General features: G+C 41.4%; 16 protein-coding genes and 3 pseudogenes. 8 read left to right on the top strand and 11 right to left on the bottom strand.

The features are described 5' to 3' along the window. The 8 genes and pseudogenes from D8803_RS08285 to recJ all read right to left on the bottom strand — a co-directional run. Nucleotides 1-1,179: pseudogene (locus tag D8803_RS08285) on the bottom strand (hypothetical protein); the annotation flags it as partial. Next, entirely contained in the window at nucleotides 1,176-2,153 is a 978-nt protein-coding gene (locus tag D8803_RS08290; RefSeq protein ID WP_125416272.1) for a hypothetical protein, read from the bottom strand. The pseudogene D8803_RS08285 and the gene D8803_RS08290, both read right to left, overlap by 4 nt. A gap of 97 nt (nucleotides 2,154-2,250) precedes the next feature. Further along, nucleotides 2,251-2,325 (bottom strand): annotated as a pseudogene (locus tag D8803_RS09850) (phosphoesterase); the annotation flags it as partial. Then, on the bottom strand, nucleotides 2,315-4,162 hold the full coding sequence (gene uvrC / locus D8803_RS08295) for an excinuclease ABC subunit UvrC (RefSeq protein ID WP_131200822.1): 1,848 nt from the start codon (nucleotides 4,160-4,162) through the stop codon (nucleotides 2,315-2,317). The gene uvrC and the pseudogene D8803_RS09850, both read right to left, overlap by 11 nt. Nucleotides 4,163-4,263: 101 nt before the next feature. After that, nucleotides 4,264-4,965 carry a M57 family metalloprotease gene (locus tag D8803_RS08300; RefSeq protein WP_131200823.1) on the bottom strand — a complete coding sequence of 234 codons (702 nt, stop codon included), beginning with the start codon at nucleotides 4,963-4,965 and terminating at the stop codon, nucleotides 4,264-4,266. 104 nt (nucleotides 4,966-5,069) lie between these two features. Further along, entirely contained in the window at nucleotides 5,070-5,849 is a 780-nt protein-coding gene (locus D8803_RS08305) for an alpha/beta hydrolase (protein ID WP_131200824.1), read from the bottom strand. Between the two features lie 69 nt (nucleotides 5,850-5,918). After that, a complete protein-coding gene (locus D8803_RS08310; RefSeq protein WP_131200825.1) occupies nucleotides 5,919-7,580 on the bottom strand; it encodes a ribonuclease J in 1,662 nt (553 codons plus the stop codon). 173 nt (nucleotides 7,581-7,753) lie between these two features. Further along, a complete protein-coding gene (gene recJ, locus D8803_RS08315; protein ID WP_190316815.1) occupies nucleotides 7,754-9,976 on the bottom strand; it encodes a single-stranded-DNA-specific exonuclease RecJ in 2,223 nt (740 codons plus the stop codon). 177 nt (nucleotides 9,977-10,153) lie between these two features. On the opposite strand from recJ, the gene D8803_RS08320 reads away from it, so the two are divergent. The 5 genes from D8803_RS08320 (at nucleotide 10,154) to D8803_RS08340 (ending at nucleotide 13,990) form a co-directional block, all read left to right on the top strand. After that, nucleotides 10,154-10,912 carry an amino acid ABC transporter ATP-binding protein gene (locus D8803_RS08320; RefSeq protein ID WP_131200827.1) on the top strand — a complete coding sequence of 253 codons (759 nt, stop codon included), beginning with the start codon at nucleotides 10,154-10,156 and terminating at the stop codon, nucleotides 10,910-10,912. Between the two features lie 10 nt (nucleotides 10,913-10,922). Next, the gene (locus tag D8803_RS08325; RefSeq protein WP_131200828.1) at nucleotides 10,923-11,717 is read left to right on the top strand and encodes a transporter substrate-binding domain-containing protein; all 795 of its coding nucleotides are present in this window, start codon (nucleotides 10,923-10,925) and stop codon (nucleotides 11,715-11,717) included. A gap of 12 nt (nucleotides 11,718-11,729) precedes the next feature. Further along, the gene (locus D8803_RS08330) at nucleotides 11,730-12,407 is read left to right on the top strand and encodes an amino acid ABC transporter permease (RefSeq protein WP_049501479.1); all 678 of its coding nucleotides are present in this window, start codon (nucleotides 11,730-11,732) and stop codon (nucleotides 12,405-12,407) included. Between the two features lie 9 nt (nucleotides 12,408-12,416). After that, entirely contained in the window at nucleotides 12,417-13,076 is a 660-nt protein-coding gene (locus D8803_RS08335; protein WP_000443857.1) for an amino acid ABC transporter permease, read from the top strand. A 131-nt stretch (nucleotides 13,077-13,207) separates the two neighbouring features. Further along, nucleotides 13,208-13,990, top strand: a complete 783-nt coding sequence (locus D8803_RS08340; RefSeq protein ID WP_131200829.1) for a DUF4037 domain-containing protein — start codon at nucleotides 13,208-13,210, stop codon at nucleotides 13,988-13,990. A gap of 286 nt (nucleotides 13,991-14,276) precedes the next feature. Here the strand turns inward: D8803_RS08340 and D8803_RS08345 are convergent, their stop codons facing one another. From D8803_RS08345 to D8803_RS08355, 3 genes are all read right to left on the bottom strand, one after another. Beyond that, nucleotides 14,277-15,299, bottom strand: coding sequence for a YdcF family protein (locus D8803_RS08345; protein ID WP_125424732.1), 1,023 nt, complete (start codon nucleotides 15,297-15,299; stop codon nucleotides 14,277-14,279). Nucleotides 15,300-15,366: 67 nt separating this feature from the next. Beyond that, on the bottom strand, nucleotides 15,367-15,804 hold the full coding sequence (locus D8803_RS08350; RefSeq protein WP_125424731.1) for an Rrf2 family transcriptional regulator: 438 nt from the start codon (nucleotides 15,802-15,804) through the stop codon (nucleotides 15,367-15,369). A gap of 56 nt (nucleotides 15,805-15,860) precedes the next feature. Continuing rightward, on the bottom strand, nucleotides 15,861-16,703 hold the full coding sequence (locus D8803_RS08355; protein WP_125424730.1) for a metallophosphoesterase family protein: 843 nt from the start codon (nucleotides 16,701-16,703) through the stop codon (nucleotides 15,861-15,863). 206 nt (nucleotides 16,704-16,909) lie between these two features. Here D8803_RS08355 and D8803_RS09730 point away from each other — a divergent pair, with 206 nt between their 5' ends. The 3 genes and pseudogenes from D8803_RS09730 (at nucleotide 16,910) to thrS (ending at nucleotide 20,122) form a co-directional block, all read left to right on the top strand. Further along, a complete protein-coding gene (locus D8803_RS09730) occupies nucleotides 16,910-17,284 on the top strand; it encodes a hypothetical protein (RefSeq protein WP_190316816.1) in 375 nt (124 codons plus the stop codon). A 257-nt stretch (nucleotides 17,285-17,541) separates the two neighbouring features. Next, a pseudogene (locus D8803_RS08370) lies at nucleotides 17,542-18,168 on the top strand (AAA family ATPase). A 10-nt stretch (nucleotides 18,169-18,178) separates the two neighbouring features. Then, the gene (thrS, locus tag D8803_RS08375) at nucleotides 18,179-20,122 is read left to right on the top strand and encodes a threonine--tRNA ligase (protein WP_131200830.1); all 1,944 of its coding nucleotides are present in this window, start codon (nucleotides 18,179-18,181) and stop codon (nucleotides 20,120-20,122) included. Nucleotides 20,123-20,161: the final 39 nt, after the last annotated feature.

A 20,161-nucleotide genomic window follows, 5' to 3' on the forward strand; every position in this document is an offset into this window, starting at 1 on the left:
CCATTCGAGGTGCATACCTGTCTCTATTTCATCAATTAAAATTATGTAGTGATCACGGGAAATATTATTAGATAAAACTCTTTTAATCTCACTAATTAAAAGTAAAAGATTAGTTTCTCCAGTAGACATGGTAATTGCAATCTCAGAAAATAATCTTTTCTTTCTTTTAAGACTTAGATTTTTATCATCTAAATATTTGTTAAAACTTTTATTAAATTCTAAAAATAATCTAGGTAACTCCTCTTGATATCTATAAACTATATTGGCTATTAAAAAATTTTGTTGTCTGTTAATATCCAACTCAGTTGTTAGTTTTTGCTCTTTTTTTAAGTCATATATAGTTCTCCAAACTTCACGTACTGATTCATCTTCTATTAAATCTAGTCCCTCAAGAAAGTCTTCTTTAAATTCGGCAAACTCTCCAAACCGTTCGGCTTTTGTCTTGTTTTTATATTCCTCATATTTCATATAAGGAAATATCTCTTCTATGTTTTCAAGTTGTATTTCCAATTTTAATTTCAGGTCCGATTTAATTAGTCCATCCTTATACAAATTTTGATAAGTTCCAAAAATATCGCTAGGATATGCTTCTGTGAAATGTCTGTTAATAATAGTTTGATGATTTTTATTTTTATTATATACACTGTACCTCTTAAGTTTTTCTTTAAAACGACTTTGTAAGAAGCCAAGTATAATACTTGAAATGTTTGGATTTTTTCTACTATCTCTACTTTCTAAATTATATATAAAACTCTTAATACTCCCTTTGTTTTTTCCCTCCATAAAAGTAGAAAATCCAGTCATCAGCTCACCATCAAAATAAAGACTATATTTACTACTATCAAAGAAATTATAAACGTACTCAAAATATAATTCTGTTTCACTTTTTAAAACTAAACAATATATTTTATCTTCAATAAAAGCTTCCTTATTTTGAAATACATCATAATGTACAAGCATATTTAATATACTAGACTTCCCTCTACCATTTATCCCTGATATTAAACTAATATTATTAACTGATCTTCCATAAAAATTTTCAATATAATCTGGATTTTTATCAATTCTTAATTCATTCGTTTCAAAATCAAAATTTACTTTATATTCGTCTGAAAAATTAAAAATTTGATTTTTAAAAAGTTCATCATACTGTTTAATCACCAAAGCAATTAATTTCATTCTTCTTCTCCTACTAGTCCAATTTCTTTGCTAATATCTGTAACCATTTTTGAAAGTGGTCTTTTCCCATAATTTTCTTTGTCTGTGTAGTGCCCTGTTATAAAGCGATTCACCTCAGCCTTGCTCAATTCAAGGTTTGTTTGATTTAAGATTTCTGACAAACCCTCTCTATAACTATCTGTATATACTTCTTTTTTCCAAATCAATTCATTGACCACATCAATGTGGCTTTGATATAGCTCCTCTATACCCAAATCACGAATTCCATTTTCAAAGTTAATATCACAAGAAACAATTTTGATTTTAATCTCATCGACAGACTTTGGAATGTATGTAAACTTTACATCATCGAATGGAAAACTAGTATCATAGGGACTATATTCTAAATCCTTATTTGATTTCACATGATTACAACTATAACAACTAGGAATTAAATTATAAAATGAAACCGCAAATAGTGGATAGCTGTCTTTTGGAAAAAAGTGGTCTAGTTGAGCAGTGTTTACTACTTTAGTCTGACCACTAATTTCTTGCTTGCAACCCGGACATTCTTTTTCAACCTCATCAATTACAAATAAGTCTTGATTACAATTATTACAATGAAGTATTTTATATGTTGAGTTTATATAATTACGATTACAATACGGGCATACCGAAACGTTCTTTAAATCAATTAATTTCTTCCTTAATCTCGAATCTATCTTTCCATAAGATTTTTTTAGATACTCTGCTAATCTAGGTTCTTCATCTACGAAATTATCCAACAATTCTTTAAGATTCTCTAAAAATGAATACTCACCTATCATTATCTTTAGAAAAGCATCCCTTTCACTTGCTAGCTCTGGTACATTACTGGCTACCCAACTATTTAAATCATTTTTAAATTCAGGATAACCTTGAAAACTCATTTTTTTATATAATTCCAAGCAAATTTTCTCAACTTCAGACGGATTTGATTTTTCTAAAGGTATCATAATTGACACTCCATTCTGGTTCACTTCTTTCCCATTATACTACAAAAGACCGTTTTTACGGCCTTTTGTTTATATATTAACTATCTAAATCTGCCAAAGATTCTGCAACCACTGCTTCTAGTGCCGTTGCATTGCCATGAATATCTGATAAAATTGCGATTTTATGGTTCATGATGGTTTCCTTCCGTTTGGTAATTTACTCTCTCTTCTGCTACTTGAGCCAACTCCACTTCTTCCTGCGGGTTCAACTTTCTCTGAACAGCTTCTGCGACTGCTCTTGGCACCCCAACTTCGACAATTTCATCCACACTGGCTTCCTTGATTTTAGTTAGAGATTTAAAATGCTTCATGAGATTCTGCTTGCGTTTAGGTCCTAGACCGTCAATCCCATCCAATTGGGATGAAAAGGAATTTTTTGAGCGCAGTTGACGGTGGAAGGTGATGGCAAAGCGATGCACCTCATCTTGGATGCGTTGGAGGAGGAAAAATTCCTGAGAATTTCGTGATAACTCCACCACCTCAAGCGGATCTCCAAAGAGCAGTTCATGGGTTTGGTGCTTATCATTTTTTTGCAGCCCAGCAATGGGAATGTCCAAGCCCAGCTCCTCTTGAATAACTTGCTTTGCGATATTGACTTGACCTTGTCCCCCATCAATGACAATCAAATCTGGAGGGGTTAAACCATCACGTTGAACTCGGCCATAGCGTCTGCGAATAACCTCTCGCATACTAGCATAGTCGTCTGGTCCAACAACCGTTTTTATCTTGTACTTTCGGTAGTCTTTTTTACTCGGTTTGCCATTGACAAAGACCACCATAGCTGAAACAGGACTTGTTCCCATGATATTAGAGTTATCGAAGGACTCGATACGAACTGGAGTCGGGATTTGGAGCAAGCGTCCCAGATTTTCAATAGCCCCTTGGGTCTTTTCGACAGATTTCTCTAGCAGATTGAACTTCTGCTCTAGGCTAACACGGGCATTTTTTATAGCCAGATTGACCAGTTGCTTTTTCTCTCCACGCTGAGGTTTGAGAATCTTAGTGTCCACCAAAGCCTTAACGGCTTCTTCATCGATATCCTGCGGAATCAGCACCTCATTGGGAACCAAATGAGATTTTTCTTGATAGAATTGTCCCACATAGGTCAAGAAGTCCTCATCCGGATCATTGTAGTAGGGGAAGAGATTGACATCCCGCTCAATGAGCTTGCCTTGACGGACAAAGAAAACCTGGACACACATCCAGCCCTTATCCACATAGTAACCAAAGACGTCGCGATTTTGCAAATCTTTCGCCATGACCCGTTGCTTGGTCCGAAGCGTTCCAATGGCCTGAATCAGGTCACGGTATTCCGCCGCACGTTCAAACTCCATACTTTGAGCTGCCTTTGCCATCTTCCCCTTGAGGTCATCGATGATTTTGTCATCCTGCCCTTTTAGGAAATCAGAAACCTCCTGAGCCATGGACTGGAAATAGGCCTCATCTTTCTTACAGATGGTGTGGGCCATACATTGGCCGATATGGTAATAAAAACAGACTTTAGACGGCGGATTGGTACACTTACGAAAAGGGAAAATCCGATCCAGCAGTCGCTTGATTTCATTGGCCGCTCCCACATCTGGATAGGGACCAAAGTAAAGACCGCCGTCCTTCTTGACCTGACGGGTGATAATCAAACGAGGATAGCGCTCATTTGTGATTTTGATGAAAGGATAGGACTTGTCATCCTTGAGCATGATATTGTATTTAGGCTTATTTTCCTTGATCAGGTTGATTTCTAGGAGAAGTGCCTCAATATTAGACTCAGTGACGATAAATTCAAAATCCACAATTTCAGACACCAGAGCCTCCGTCTTGGTATCGTGACTTCCACGGAAGTAGGACCGCACGCGGTTGCGCAGATTTTTAGCCTTTCCTACATAGATAATGGTGCCATTTTTATCCTTGTGAATGTAGCATCCAGGACTAGTCGGCAAGAGCTCTAGTTTTGATTTGATCAAGTTATTCATAGTTCCATTATAGCAAAAAGCCTGTGACAGGACGAACAAAAAGCCCCACCGATCACTTGATGGAGGGGCTTTGATTTTATTTTAGATTGTACCAACTTCATCTAGTCGCTACTGGTATAGAGTTCTTGAACAGCTTTCACATCCTGAGGCTGAATCCCATAATAGGAACCTGCTGGCTGCATGACAGAAGTTTCGTTGGTATGATCCAATCCAATGGCATGTCCCAGCTCGTGCTCCGCCGTGTGCACGATCCGTTCATAAGAATATCCATAGTTTGGATTGGATAGATAATAGTGATTCAGGCGAACCGTTACAGATATAAATTGATTGGTTAACAAATTGGTTTGACTCTCAGCTTGACCTGCTACAGCAGTCGATCCATCATTCATCTCACTTGCCACAATATCTGCCTGGCTAGGATCCGCAACGACCTCAAAGGTAAAGGCTCCCGTTTGATTCCAGTTTTTTATGGCTTCTGCATAGGCAGCTTGGAAGGTCTCATCCATTTGAGGCTCAATATAGATGCGAGCTGAGGCCTGAGCCCACTTGCCTTCTGCATGTTGGTGACTGTCTGTCTGAGATAAGACTTCCAGCGTTCCCGTTTCTTGCCATTGATTCCAGCCATCTTGACCAATCTGGCTCATTTTTTCAACCTGATTGACCGCAGAATGAAAATCACCTGTCAGATACCAAACCACTCCAAAAGCAATGAGCAGTAGAATAACTACAGTCCAAACCAGACGCCAGAAGAAACGCCAAATTCCCAACAGAAATCGGAAGAATAATCGAATAATCCAGAACATGACACTCCACCTTTCATAAAAATAAGAATCTATCTTGAAATCGCATTTTCCTTGATCAAGATAGATTCTCTATTTTACTGAGAAAAGCTGAAAGAAACCTAAAACTAAGATAAGCGTTCTTCCAAGACAAAGTCAACTGGTAAAGTAGCCAAAAAACGCTCCAATTGTTTTTCCCAGTAGTACCACTCGTGCTTGCCTGGACTGTGACTATAGGTCACCTCAAAACCAAGCTTTTTGAGGTTTTTCACTGCGAGATTATTGGCAGAGTAGAGATAGTCTTGTTCCCCACACCAAGCCCATAGTTTGGTCTTTTTATCGGATTTTGCAGCCATGCTTTCAAGCGAATGAGGACTAGCTGTCCAGTCTTTAATCTCTCCAAAAACTCCTCGCCAGTAGGCAAGTGACCCCAGATCCTGACTTTCAGGAGAAAAATCCTGAAAACTGAGCGCACCAGAAAAACTAGCCGCATGAGAAAAACGATTTGTCGATAGAGCGAGTTTGAAGGAACCATATCCTCCCATGGAGAGACCTGCTATAAAGGTCTTTTCTCGCTTGCTGGTCATATTGGGGAAGAAACGTTTCATAAACTGAGGTAACTCTTCTGCTAGAGCAGTAAAGTAGTTAAAACCGTACTGGGTATCTGTGTACCAACCATTGCTAGTATTGGGCATGATAACAATGAGATTGGTTCCCCGCAACAAGCGTTCGACATTGGTTCGCTTGAACCAGCTATTCTGATTTCCTGACATTCCATGCAAAAGATAAAGAACAGGAATATCTGTGCACTCTGGTTCAGTTACCCGACTGGCATCAGGGTAGAGGACATTCACCCCCCACTCCATATCCAAAACTTCAGAGTAATACTCAATATTCATAACTGCCATGGTTTTCTCCTTTATACTATTCTATAAGAAAAAGCCGAATTTCGACTTTTTCTGTAGGTATTCTGCTTATTATTTTGCTTCCATCACGACTGGCAAGATTGCTGGACGACGCTTAGTTTGATCAAAGAGATATTTGGTCAAATTATCACGAACCTTGCCTTTGAGCTCTGTCCAGTCAAAATCATCACCTTGAAGATACTCTTCTACCGTTTGGTTAATCAATTCTGAGCTTTCACGGAGAATGTCACGACTCTTCTTGAGATAAACAAATCCACGTGTATGGACACGAGCCTTAGCCACAATCTTCTTCTCACGACGGTTGACAGTGATCGCAACGATAAAGATTCCATCCTCTGACAAGACCTTACGGTCACGAAGGACGACATTTCCAACATCTCCAATGGCATTTCCGTCAATCAAGACATCACCTGCAGAAACAGCTCCAGCTGGGACAAAGTCCCCATGTTCATAAGACATAGTCGTTCCCTTTTTAGGGATGAAGATACGCTCTGGCAACATTCCAACTGCCATGGCAGCCTTAGCATGCGCATCCAACTCACGATACTCCCCTTGGATAGGGAAGAGGTAATTTGGTTGCAAAAGATTAATCATCAACTGCAAATCACGCGCATTCCCGTGTCCGGATACTCGCAAGCTCTGGGTAATGAGTTTCACCACACCACCAGCTTGGTAGATCATGTTTTCAACACGCGCCATGACAGCTTCTTTGGCGATAGATGGAGTCGTTACGATATAGACCAAGTCCCCATCTTTGATTTCCACATAGCGGTGACGTCCAATGGACATCTTACGAAGTCCATTGATAGGCTCACCCATACGACCCGTCTCGAGAATAATCAACTCATGGTCTTCAAATCGAGACATTTCTTTTGGTTTAATCAAAAGACTTTCGTTAGCTAGAGACAATTTTTTGAGTCGAATCGCTGTACGAACAATATTTTCAACATCAAAACCAGTCAGAACAACTCGACGGCCTGTATCCGCAGCTGCATCAAAAACTTGCTGGATACGAGAGAGGTTGCTAGCAACTGCCGCAACGATGATACGACCTTCCCAGTCCGAAATGGTCTGGGTAATTTCCTCTCCAACTTCACTCTCGCTCGCCACCTGGATATTGCTATCCGCATTCGCAGAATCACTGAGGAGCGCCAAGACACCCTCACGACCGATTTCTGCCAAACGGGCAAAATCCGTCGCATAGGATTTACTAGCCGTCTGGTCAAACTTGAAGTCACCTGTATAAACAATGCTACCTTCAGTTGTTTTCAAGACCACACCCAAACTTTCTGGGATAGAGTGAGTCGTACGGAAGAAGGAAACAACAGTTCCTCCAAAATCAATCTCCGTATCTTCATCAATCACATGGAAGTCATTGAATTTCTTAACCGTATCATTTCCTTTGACAAAGAGTTTGGCCAACTCAATGGTCAACTCAGAGCCAAACACAGGCACCTCCGCTTCTGCCAAAAGGTAAGGCAGAGCTCCAATGGCATCCGCATGCCCGTGGGTCAAGAAGACCCCAGCGATACGATCACTATTTTCAAAAAGGTAGTCCATATTCGGAATGACGACATCAACCCCTAGTTGTTCATTTTCAGGGTATTTAAGCCCTGCATCCAAAACAAAAATCGAATCGCCGATCTCAGCAATGTACATATTTTTCCCGTTTTCACGCACACCACCTAGTGTTGTTAAACTGATATTACTCATTTTTCCTCCGAAACTTAAATTATCATGATTATAGGGTAGATTTACCCTCTTATTCTAAAAGTTCTAAAACTTTCAGCCGAATCTTTTCCTACCATTATACCATTTTTTTAATGATTTTCAAAATGAAGATTTGTTTCCAAAAAAGAGCTGGTTGCCCAACTCTTTCCTACCTTCTAGTTTTCTGCCATTAAAAAATCATACATTTCCTGCACCGTACCCAGCGCCATCATTTCTTGGTCTTTAACGGTCTGTTTGAGATTTTGATATATCTGACTGTCAGCAATTTCCCTTTTCGGCGCTTCTTTATTGACAGTCATGACACCATCTTTGATAGTTACAAAGCCCAGTTCCTCAAATACTTGAATCATCTTGACCAGCAAGATTTGTTGGATATTGAGATAGGCTGCTAAGTCCTTAAGTTTGTAGCGTATGTCAAATTCTGGGAATTGGTAAATGGTTTTGTACAATTTGGCAAACTGCTCTCTAGTCCCATAACCTGTTAGGTAGTAGGCCTTGTCAATGTCGTTCTTGAAATAGACCGCAGAGAAATTTTGTTCCTGAAAAATGGTCTTCAGCAAGGTAATATCCTCAGGAATGGTTTTCACAACCACAGCATCACTAGTCGCTAATTCTGGTAATTCTCCAGCAAAGTCCAAGACTGGAACCCCTTCTGGCAAAACTACATTCTTCCCACGAATGTTAAAGAGTTGAACACCCTCCACACGCGCATCTACCATCATCAACTGGAGGGCAGTTTGACCATTCCATTGATTGACAGACAGGGTGACTGCCAATTCTAAGTTTTTTGTTTGAGCAAACTCTGTCGCCCATCTACCTTGTCCGAAGGCTACCACTTCAAAACTCGCCTCACCCTTGGAAATTTTTAGTTTGAGGTGGGCATTGCCTGCTCCCATGGTTCTAGCACTTTCGACCTGAAAATCCTTGATATAAAAGACAGGTTTCTGATTGTCCATTCCAAAAGGCGCCAAGCGCTCAAAGCTTTTAACCGTTTCTAAACTAAGAGTCTCCAAGTCTAGCTCTTCATCTAGATTTAGCTTGTTCTTACCACTAGCATCTGCGCCTTTTTCACGGATATAGTCTTCCAAGACCTGAGATAAATCTGAAAGTTTCTCAACTTCCAGCGTCATTCCCGCTGCACCAGCATGGCCGCCAAAGGCGATAAAGAGGTCTCGATGGGGATCCAGTGCCTCAAAAATATCGACCGCTTCCACACTACGAGCGCTACCCTTGGCACGACCATCTTCTATATTAAGAACAATGACTGTCTGCCCTAGTTCTTCCAACAAGCGCCCAGCCACGATACCCAGAACTCCAGGATTCCAACCCTCCTTGGCCAAGACTTGGACCTTCTTCTCAGGATCCACCATGGTCTTTGCTTCTTCGTAGATAAATTGTACGATTTCCTTGCGCTCTTCGTTTTTCTGATGAATCATGAGGGCAATTCCATGCGCTTCCTCATCATCAAAGCCAGTCAACAAATCAATGGCAGGGTTGGGATCATCCAAGCGACCTAAGGCATTTAAACGAGGGGCAATCTGAAAGCCAATCGTTTCTTCTGTCACTTCATTGGCAGCAATCCCAGCCATATCCAGCATTTCTTGCAGACCGATGCGCTGAGTATGCCCCAACATTTCCAGACCATATTGAACCAAGATACGGTTCTCATCCGTCAAGCTCACCATATCGGCAATGGTACCGATAGCAACCAAATCAAGCAGTTCCACTTGCACTTCCTCTAAAAGGGCGCAAGCCAGCTTGAAAGCCACTCCACAACCAGCCAAATATTTGAAAGGATAGTCCGCATCTGGATGCTCAGGATGGACAATGGCATAAGCATCTGGCAAGGTTTCAGGCATGGAATGGTGGTCGGTCACAATAACATCCACTCCCATAGACTGGGCCAGTTCAATGGCCTCGTGACCAGCAACTCCATTATCCACTGTCACAATCAAGGAAATTCCCTCTTGCTCGATAAAGTATTTATAGACACTGGCATTGGGACCATAGCCATCGGTAAAACGATTTGGCAGATAAACACGGCACTCGGCGCCAAGCTGTTCCAAACTTTCCTTAACAATAGAAGCTGAGGTCATGCCATCCGCATCGTAGTCTCCATAGATGAGAATGTTTTCCTCTTCTTCAATGGCCTGACGAATCCGTTCCACTGCCTTATCCATATCATGGAGCAGATAAGGGTCATGCAAGTCCTCCAAAGAAGGTTCTAAAAACTTCTTTAGACTTTCTTCATCCTGAATCCCTCTTTCAAATAATAAGCGAGCCACCTCAGGACCCAGCCCAGCCTTCTTGGCTATCTTTGTAAAATCCGCATCTTCAACCTGCGGGGCAAACTGCCATTCATAAGTAGGAGTTATCAAAAAGACATCCACTCTTTCTAAGAATTCTATCGCTTCATTATAACATGATTTAGGCTTTTTCTCTATCCAGATTGCTTTTTTATAAAATTTTAGTGAATTTTTTTCAGATATGATTTGACAAGAACATTCTTTTGTTGTAGAATCGTGTTATAAAATCTAACACAAAGGAGATCCCTCATGGCTTTAGTAGAATTTAAACACGTCGAAAAATATTACGGAGACTACCACGCACTCCGCGACATCAATCTCCGTTTTGAAAAAGGACAAGTTGTTGTCCTGCTTGGACCTTCTGGTTCTGGGAAGTCCACTCTTATCCGTACGATTAATGGTTTAGAGGCTATTGACAAAGGAAGTCTCCTAGTCAATGGACACCAAGTAGCAGGTGCCAGCCAGAAAGATTTAGTTCCTCTTCGTAAGGAAGTCGGCATGGTTTTCCAGCATTTTAACCTTTATCCACACAAAACGGTGTTAGAAAACGTGACACTGGCACCCATAAAAGTTCTAGGAATTGATAAAAAAGAAGCTGAAAAAACAGCCCAAAAATATTTGGAATTTGTAAATATGTGGGACAAAAAAGATTCTTATCCAGCCATGCTATCTGGTGGACAAAAACAGCGGATTGCCATCGCACGTGGTCTTGCTATGCATCCGGAGCTCCTCCTCTTTGATGAGCCAACATCTGCTCTTGATCCTGAGACTATCGGAGATGTTCTAGCAGTTATGCAGAAACTGGCACATGACGGGATGAACATGATCATCGTTACCCACGAAATGGGCTTTGCCCGTGAAGTTGCTGACCGTATCATCTTTATGGCCGACGGAGAAGTTTTGGTGGATACGACAGATGTCGATGACTTTTTCGACAATCCAAGCGAACCTCGTGCCCAGCAATTCCTCAGCAAAATTATCAACCACGAAAGTGACAAAGTCAAATAAGGAGGCGCCTATGAAAAAGAAATTCTTTTTATCAGCATTATTGATCAGCCTTTTCAGCCTTGCTTTAGCCAAACCAGTCCAAGCCGATACTAGCGTCGCAGACATTCAAAAAAGAGGCGAACTAGTTGTTGGTGTGAAACAAGACGTTCCCAATTTTGGCTACAAGGATCCTAAGACAGGGACTTATTCTGGTATCGAAACTGACCTTGCCAAGATGATTGCAGATGAGCTCAAGGTCAAGGTTCGCTACGTTCCTGTTACCGCTCAAACCCGTGGCCCCCTTCTTGACAATGAACAGGTCGATTTGGATATCGCGACCTTTACCATCACAGAAGAACGTAAAAAACTCTACAACTTCACCAGTCCCTACTATACGGACGCTTCTGGATTTTTGGTCAACAAATCTGCCAATATCAAAAGCATTGAAGACCTAAATGGCAAAACCATCGGAGTTGCCCAAGGTTCCATCACCCAACGCTTGATTACCGAACTGGGTAAAAAGAAAGGTCTGAAGTTTAAGTTTGTAGAACTTGGTTCCTACCCGGAATTGATTACTTCCCTTCACGCTCACCGTATTGATGCCTTTTCCGTGGACCGTTCTATCCTGTCTGGCTACACCAGTAAACGAACAGAACTACTAGATGATAGTTTTAAACCATCTGACTACGGTATTGTTACCAAGAAATCAAACACTGAGCTCAACGATTATCTTGATAGCTTGGTCACTAAATGGAGCAAGGATGGTAGTTTGCAGAAACTCTATGACCGTTACAAGCTCAAACCATCTAGCCATACCGCAGATTAAGGAGGACACCCCATGACAGATTTATCATCTTGGACAGCCTATTTTCAGGATTTTGGACAATTTTTCAATGGTTTCCTCTTCACCCTTGCCCTAGCGATTGGATCCTTTATCCTTGCCATGGTTTTGGGCATCTTCTTTGGAGCCATGTCAACCAGCAAACGCCCATTCTTGCGTGTTTTGGCTCGTATCTTTGTCGAATTTTATCAAAACACTCCCCTCTTGGTGCAGTTTGTCATCGTCTTCTATGGTTTGCCTCTTATCAGTGACCATACCATCATGATTCCGATCTATTGGACAGCTGTTCTCTGTGTAGGACTCTATCACGGAGCTTATATCGCTGAGGTTATTCGCTCAGGTATTCAGTCTATTCCTAGCGGTCAGATGGAGGCCGCCTTATCACAAGGTTTTACCTATATCAGTGCCATGCGCTTGATTATCTTGCCTCAGGCCTTCCGTATCATTCTCCCTCCTTTGACCAACCAAATCGTTAACCTCATCAAGAACACCTCTACCGTCGCTATCATCTCTGGAGTAGACTTGATGTTTGTGACCAAGTCTTGGTCGGCTCTAAACGGAAACTACATCCCTGCCTTTCTAGGTGCCGCACTTCTCTACTTTGCTCTATGCTTCCCTGTCGCCCAGTTTGGTCGCAAGATGGAGCAAGCCAACAAAAAAGCCTATTCACTTTAGGAGGTTACTATGGAATCTATTTTAGAAGTTTTGACCCCAGATAACCTAATCTTTATCTTTAAAGGATTTGGCTTAACCCTCTACATTTCTCTGATTGCTATCGTCCTCTCGACCCTTATCGGAACAGTACTAGCCGTCATGAGAAATGGGAAAAATCCTGTCTTACGGATCATCTCCAGCATTTATATCGAGTTTGTACGTAACGTTCCCAACCTCCTCTGGATTTTCACCATCTTTTTGGTGTTTAGGATGAAGTCCACACCAGCTGGTATTACAGCCTTTACCCTCTTTACCTCAGCAGCCTTGGCTGAGATTATCCGAGGCGGCCTCAATGCCGTGGACAAGGGACAATACGAAGCAGGAATGTCACAAGGATTCACTTCAGCCCAAATCCTCTACCATATCATTCTCCCACAAGCGATCCGTAAAATGCTGCCAGCTATCATTTCTCAGTTTGTAACTGTGATCAAGGATACCAGCCTTCTCTACTCTGTTATCGCCCTACAAGAACTCTTTGGCGCCAGCCAAATTCTCATGGGACGCTATTTCGAACCAGAGCAGGTCTTCAGTCTTTATATCCTGATTGCCTTGATTTACTTTATCTTTAACTTTGCCATTTCTAGCCTGTCTCATAAGCTAGCAAAACGTTGGCAACAAGCTGCAGAATAAAAAAAGAAATGTGAACCAACAACAGGGGTTCACATTTTTTGCTATAAACGAAAAAGCAGCAACTTAATGCTATGCAAACGTTTTACTTTTTGATAAAATGACTTTAAAACCATAAAGCAAGGAGAAAAATCATGATCCACGAACTTTACAAAGAATTCTCTCAACTGGAACAAGTAGAAGCCATCGCTCTTGGTGGTTCACGTGCAGGACAAGACTACGATCAAAATTCTGACTATGATGTCTATGTCTATCTCAACTCTCCTATAGATGAGACGATTCGCCAAAACATTCTGAGCAAGTACTGTTCTTATATGGAAATTGGAAACCAGTTTTGGGAGTTAGAGGACGACTGCGTGCTAAACAACGGTGTCGAAATCGAGTTGATTTATCGTTCACTGGAGTCGTTTGAACAAGAATTGAACTCAACCGTTTTTCAACACAAAGCTCAAAACGCTTATACAACCTGTATGTGGCATAATCTACTCCACAGCAAGATTCTATACGATCCGAATGGACACTATGCTTCGCTCCAAAGAACCTACCAGATTCCCTATCCACAGGAACTCAAAAAACAGATCATTGAAAGGCAACTCCTTTTGCTAGAACAAGCCATGCCTGCCTTCTCTCACCAAATAGAAAAAGCTATCAAACGCCAAGATCTTCTCAGTATGAATCATCGTACAAGTGAATTCTTTGCTTCCTACTTTGACTTGTTATTTGCACTCAATGAGCAAACCCATCCTGGTGAAAAACGAATGTTGGAGTACGCAAAGACCAATTGTACTCTCCTCCCTAAACAATTTGAAAAAACTATTCGCAAGTATTTCCAACTACTCTATCAACCACAACAAGGAGAACAAGCGATCGTAACCTTGCAAACTATCCTGAAGGAACTAAAAGCCATTTTGCCATAGACCAAAAAGAAAATGTGAACCTCTGTTGCTGTTCACATTTTTATTTGTCGTTGACTGTAAAATTCTAGTCTACTCATATTCAGTTGCCTATTTTTGACTCTCTCTGAAAATCTGCAACTAGGTTAGAAATTGTTCAATTGATTGACGAGCAATCATAAAACCGTTCCAAAAACCGCACTCACAATCACTTACCCCGCTCTTTCATTACTAGTGACAATTTTGCCCTTAGGGTTACTACAAGATTTTTTAGAGATTCTAACAAGAATTACAATATGAATTTTACATATTACCATAGAACACCTCTATAGGAGAAAATCAGAGCTAAAATTAATAAAGTATAGAAGGCGATAAAAAGCCATCTCATCTTCACACATAGAGCAATATATTCTCTAATAAAGGCCGATGGGATATAGTAGGCGGCTGTCCGACAACCAAGGCCATCTCCCTTCATCCCAATACGACGGGCATAGGTGCTAGTACGAAAAACATGATAGTCATTGGTCACAAAGAGAAAACGTGGATTTGCTACCAGTTTCTCTCCCATTTCTTTTGAGAAGAGAAGATTCTCATAAGTCGTCGTTGAGTCTTCCTCTAGGAGAATCGCTTCTCTCGGAACATCCGTCTCTTCCATCAAATAATTACAAATTGCCTGAGCTTCAGAAATCTTCTCGTCCCCACCTTGACCACCACTGGCGATGATTTTAACGTTGGGATTGGACGACTGACGATAAGCCTCTACAGCCTTGTCAATACGGCTCTTAAGTAAGGGAGTTACTTTTTCTCCATTCAACAAGCCTGCACCGTGAATAATAATAAAATCATAATATTTTTTCTTAGGAATAAAAAGATACAGAATAGAATAAAGCAGAAATCCTGCAAAGGCAAAACCAAAAATCAAATACGAATAAATCAAAAAGAAAAAGATAATATTCACTAGATGATTGGTGTAGAACAAGCCCTTGGTATCGCTCACTCGGATAGCCATGATCACAAAAAAGAATAGAATCACGCAGCCTAATCCTAGAGACAAATAATTTGCCTTGGATTTTCCTTCTTTTTTCAATAACACAAATCCATTATAAATAAGGAAAAAACCACTTAGAAAAACTAAAAGAGGTAGCAGGAGAAAAATCCCTGCAAAGAAAACCATGTGCACTTCTTTCTGCCCAGCTTCGTAAAAAAGATTGGCAATGGACATATAAGAAAAGAGCAGAGACAAAAGCAAGAGAGCTGGATTCCAGAGACTGCGATTGTCCCTTAAAAACGAAACGAGAAAAAGTAGGACAAAAAATCCTGTGATAAAGTACATAGTCTCCTCCTTTGATGACTACATTGTACCATAATTGTGGCAATAGAAAAAGAGGAGCCTAGCCCTCTTATTTTACTATTCTTGCTTCTGCATCTGCCACAACCTGAGCTAGACTCGTCTGACGAAGTTGGTTTTCCATCGCTAGTTGGATATCCAGCAATTTTTGATCCAAAACTTCATGGATATTTGCCCCTACTGGACAGTTAGGGTTGGGATTGTCATGGAAACTAAAGAGTTTACCAGATTTTCCTAAACATTCGACTGCCTGATAAACATCAAAAAGACTGATATCTTGGAGGTCTTTGATAATCTCGGTACCGCCCGTCCCACGCGCAACTGATATCAGCTCAGCTTTTTTGAGTTGGGACAAGGTTTTGCGAATAATGACTGGATTGACTCCAACACTGGCTGCGAGAAAATCGCTGGTTACCTTACTCTCTTGACTCTTGATGGCAATAATGATTAACACATGAGTCGCAATCGTAAATCGGCTTGAAATTTGCATCTTCTTCTCCTTTCACATCCTATATGATACCCATTATACCCTTTTGCGTTGTAATGTCAATTATTACCACCATCCAGCCATGCATCCAACTCGGCATCATGCCCTTGTTCTTGGGCAATTTCATACAGAAATTCCTGATTATGAGTATGGTGAATCCCATTTACCAAACTTTCATAGTAGACCTGGAAATAGGGGAGCTTCAAATCCTTAGCCAACTGCAACTCGGCTTCTACATCATAATCCACTCGACGGAAATCAACATCAGCCAAACCTGCCTCATCAAACTCTAAAATCATATATTGGGCACGCAGGTCCTTACGCAACTTCGCATCTAAAAAGAAGGGTTGCCCAATCGAACCTGGATTAAGAATCAACTGTCCGTCACTTCCGTAACGAAGCAACTGTTGGTGGATATGCCCATATACCGCGATAGAGGCATGTGGATCCGTCACCAATCTATCAAAATCTTCTTGTTTTCCCGTATGAATCAACTCTCTACCCCAGTTTTTATCAGGGAGATGGTGAGTGATTCCTACCGTCAAATCACCAAACTGACGATGAACTTGCATGGGTTGATTGTGGAGGTCTTCGATTTCTTCAGGGCTAATCTCTTCTAAGATATACTGGCATTGGCGTAGAAGATAGCGATGACTAGCTTTTGTTGGATCTAGCTTGCGATGCAAACCACGCCAGAGACTATTCTCCCAATTACCCAGAACTCTTACTGTAATAGGCAAGCTAGCTAAGAGATCCAATATCCTTCTACGTCCTGTTCCAGGCATGAGAATATCCCCCAAAAGCCAATACTCTTCTACCTCTGCCGCTCTTGCATCAGCCAGTACAGCTTCCAAGGCAGTCGTGTTTCCATGTATGTCTGAAAGAACTGCTATTTTCGTCATTCTTTCTCCTCAATTTTTCTTACTTCTTATGCTAGTATTATAACAAAAAAATTCATAAAGCTTATTATTTCTGCCTACCATAGCATCTTGTAAGAGCTTCCAAATCGTGCTATAATATGCTATAATATAGGTAGAGAGCTCCCCTTCATTTAGGATCATGTGGTCTTCAACATCTCTCAATTTTTGTAGATTGGAGGACTATTGCCATGCGGAAATATCTTAAGTATATTCCATACTACCTTGTCATATTCTTCTTTTACTGGCCCCTCTATGAGCTGCTTTTGCTGCTGATATCTGATCCTTATACGCTGAAAGGGCTTTACATTTATAACATCATCCTCTTTTCACCTTTGGCAACCTTTATCGTATCCCTTCTTTATAGCTACCGTTTCCAATTCTCACTGTGGTGGTTACTTGGTGTAGGGTTGCTCTTTGGTTTTACTATCATCACTTTTCATGAGTTCGTTCTGCTTTATTTCCTAGCTTATGAACTCTTTGCCCTACTTGGTATGGCTTCAGGTTCAGGTATTAAATATATGCTCCAGCAAGGAAAAAATAAAAAACTTTCACAAAATCCTTGAAAAATCTCGCAATCATGCTATAATAATGCATAGAGACAAGTCACTTAGTCCCTTTCTACTAGAGAGTGCGTGGTTGCTGGAAACGCATAGAGAGTCTAAACTGATACTACTCTACTGACTTTTATGAAAACATAAAACGGTGGCCACGTTAAAGCCAATCAGAGGTGTCCCTCTTTTTTGAGGAACATAAATGAAGGTGGAACCACGTTGCGACGTCCTTTTTGGATGTCGTTTTTATTTTGTCAGAAGGAGGAAGAATGATGCTTTATATGATTGGCGGATCGCCTTGTAGTGGAAAATCAACAATTGCCTCACTTCTTGCTAGACAGTATCAACTACTTCATATCAAACTGGATGATTTGGTAGATGAGATGATGAGTCAAGCAAGTGCAGACTCACAGCCGATTTGTCTTCTTAGACAGGACAGAAATCCAGAACAAATCTGGATGAGAAGTCCAGAAGAGATGGCAGATGAAGAATGGCGCTTTTATGAAGAGATTTTTCCTTATGTGAAATCTTACTTGATAAAAAATCAAGATAGACCTCTCTTGGTGGAGGGAGCAGGACTTTTGCCTCACTTGGTAAAGGAGCTTGAATGTCAAGCATCATCCTATCTATGCTTGACTCCGACAGCTGATTTTCAAAAAAAGCATTATAGACAGAGAGAATGAGTTCCTTTTGTCTTAGAGGGAACAACCAACTCTGAGCAAGCTTTTGAAAACTGGATGCAGCGAGACATTCTTTTTGCCCAAATGGTTCGGAAGGAAGCGGTGAGATTAGGCTATCCTAGCCTCATAACAGATGGTAGTCAACCAGAAAATCAGACTGCAGAAGAAGTTGCTCGGCTCTTAAAATTGCCCAACAAAAATAGAATAAATATTTAAGGAGAAAACCATGATTAAGATTACTTTCCCAGATGGCGCTGTTCGTGAATTCGAATCTGGCGTGACAACTTTCGAAATTGCGCAAAGCATCAGCAATTCCCTCGCTAAAAAAGCCTTGGCTGGTAAATTCAACGGCAAACTCATCGACACGACTCGTGCTATCACCGAGGATGGAAGCATCGAAATCGTGACACCTGATCACGAAGATGCTCTTCCAATCTTGCGCCACTCAGCGGCTCATTTGTTTGCCCAAGCAGCTCGTCGCCTCTTCCCAGATATTCACTTGGGTGTTGGTCCAGCTATTGAAGATGGCTTCTACTACGATACTGACAATACTGCTGGTCAAATCTCCAATGAGGACCTTCCTCGTATCGAAGAAGAAATGAAGAAGATCGTTAAAGAAAACTTCCCATCTATTCGCGAGGAAGTTACCAAAGACGAGGCCCGTGAAATCTTCAAACACGATCCTTACAAGTTAGAATTGATCGAAGAACACTCTGAAGATGAGGGTGGTTTGACCATCTACCGTCAAGGTGAATACGTGGACCTTTGCCGTGGCCCTCACGTTCCATCAACAGGCCGTATCCAAATCTTCCACCTTCTCCATGTAGCAGGTGCTTACTGGCGTGGAAATAGCGACAACGCGATGATGCAACGTATCTACGGTACAGCTTGGTTTGACAAGAAAGACTTGAAGAACTACCTTCAAATGCGTGAAGAAGCCAAGGAACGTGACCACCGTAAACTCGGTAAAGAGCTTGATCTCTTCATGATTTCACAAGAAGTCGGACAAGGTTTACCATTCTGGTTACCAAATGGTGCGACTATCCGTCGTGAATTGGAACGCTACATTGTCGACAAGGAGCTGGCTTCTGGCTACCAACACGTTTACACTCCACCTCTTGCTTCAGTAGAACTCTACAAGACTTCTGGTCACTGGGATCATTACCAAGAAGACATGTTCCCAACCATGGATATGGGTGACGGTGAAGAATTTGTCCTTCGTCCAATGAACTGCCCACACCACATCCAAGTCTACAAACACCATGTTCACTCATACCGCGAATTGCCAATCCGTATCGCTGAAATCGGTATGATGCACCGCTACGAAAAATCTGGTGCCCTCACTGGTCTTCAACGTGTGCGCGAAATGTCCCTCAACGACGGTCACCTCTTTGTGACTCCAGAACAAATCCAAGAAGAATTCCAACGTGCCCTTCAGTTGATTATCGATGTATACGGAGACTTCAACCTAAACGAGTACCGTTTCCGCCTCTCTCTTCGTGACCCTCAAGATACTCACAAGTACTTTGATAACGATGAAATGTGGGAAAATGCTCAAACCATGCTTCGTGCTGCCCTTGATGAGATGGGCGTTGACTACTTTGAAGCCGAAGGCGAAGCAGCCTTCTACGGACCAAAATTGGATATTCAGGTTAAGACAGCCCTTGGAAAAGAAGAAACTCTTTCTACGATCCAGCTTGACTTCTTGTTGCCAGAACGTTTCGACCTTAAATATATCGGAGCTGACGGTGAAGAACACCGTCCAGTTATGATCCACCGTGGGGTTATCTCAACCATGGAACGCTTCACAGCTATCTTGATTGAGAACTACAAGGGTGCTTTCCCAACATGGCTTGCACCACATCAAGTAACCCTCATCCCCGTTTCTAACGAAAAACACGTGGACTACGCATGGGAAGTTGCTAAGAAACTCCGTGACCGTGGTGTCCGTGCAGATGTAGATGAGCGCAATGAAAAAATGCAGTTCAAGATTCGTGCTTCACAAACCAGCAAGATTCCTTACCAATTGATTGTTGGAGATAAGGAAATGGAAGACGGAACAGTCAATGTTCGTCGCTATGGCCAAAAAGAAACACAAACTGTCCCAGTAGATGAGTTTGTAGCAGCAATCCTAGCTGATATCGCCAACAAATCACGCGTTGAGAAATAAAACAATCACAGTCTGAGAAATATTTTTCAGAGCCAGAAA

Origin of the sequence: Streptococcus oralis (assembly GCF_003943385.1) — a bacterium.
Taxonomy (GTDB): domain Bacteria; phylum Bacillota; class Bacilli; order Lactobacillales; family Streptococcaceae; genus Streptococcus; species Streptococcus oralis_CA.

Coding starts and splice junctions, on each gene's coding strand:
- D8803_RS08290 (WP_125416272.1), bottom strand. CDS start 2,153: ATGATACCTTTAGAAAAATCAAATCCGTCTGAAGTTGAGAAAATTTGC.
- uvrC (WP_131200822.1), bottom strand. CDS start 4,162: ATGAATAACTTGATCAAATCAAAACTAGAGCTCTTGCCGACTAGTCCT.
- D8803_RS08300 (WP_131200823.1), bottom strand. CDS start 4,965: ATGTTCTGGATTATTCGATTATTCTTCCGATTTCTGTTGGGAATTTGG.
- D8803_RS08305 (WP_131200824.1), bottom strand. CDS start 5,849: ATGGCAGTTATGAATATTGAGTATTACTCTGAAGTTTTGGATATGGAG.
- D8803_RS08310 (WP_131200825.1), bottom strand. CDS start 7,580: ATGAGTAATATCAGTTTAACAACACTAGGTGGTGTGCGTGAAAACGGG.
- D8803_RS08320 (WP_131200827.1), top strand. CDS start 10,154: ATGGCTTTAGTAGAATTTAAACACGTCGAAAAATATTACGGAGACTAC.
- D8803_RS08325 (WP_131200828.1), top strand. CDS start 10,923: ATGAAAAAGAAATTCTTTTTATCAGCATTATTGATCAGCCTTTTCAGC.
- D8803_RS08330 (WP_049501479.1), top strand. CDS start 11,730: ATGACAGATTTATCATCTTGGACAGCCTATTTTCAGGATTTTGGACAA.
- D8803_RS08335 (WP_000443857.1), top strand. CDS start 12,417: ATGGAATCTATTTTAGAAGTTTTGACCCCAGATAACCTAATCTTTATC.
- D8803_RS08340 (WP_131200829.1), top strand. CDS start 13,208: ATGATCCACGAACTTTACAAAGAATTCTCTCAACTGGAACAAGTAGAA.
- D8803_RS08345 (WP_125424732.1), bottom strand. CDS start 15,299: ATGTACTTTATCACAGGATTTTTTGTCCTACTTTTTCTCGTTTCGTTT.
- D8803_RS08350 (WP_125424731.1), bottom strand. CDS start 15,804: ATGCAAATTTCAAGCCGATTTACGATTGCGACTCATGTGTTAATCATT.
- D8803_RS08355 (WP_125424730.1), bottom strand. CDS start 16,703: ATGACGAAAATAGCAGTTCTTTCAGACATACATGGAAACACGACTGCC.
- D8803_RS09730 (WP_190316816.1), top strand. CDS start 16,910: ATGCGGAAATATCTTAAGTATATTCCATACTACCTTGTCATATTCTTC.
- thrS (WP_131200830.1), top strand. CDS start 18,179: ATGATTAAGATTACTTTCCCAGATGGCGCTGTTCGTGAATTCGAATCT.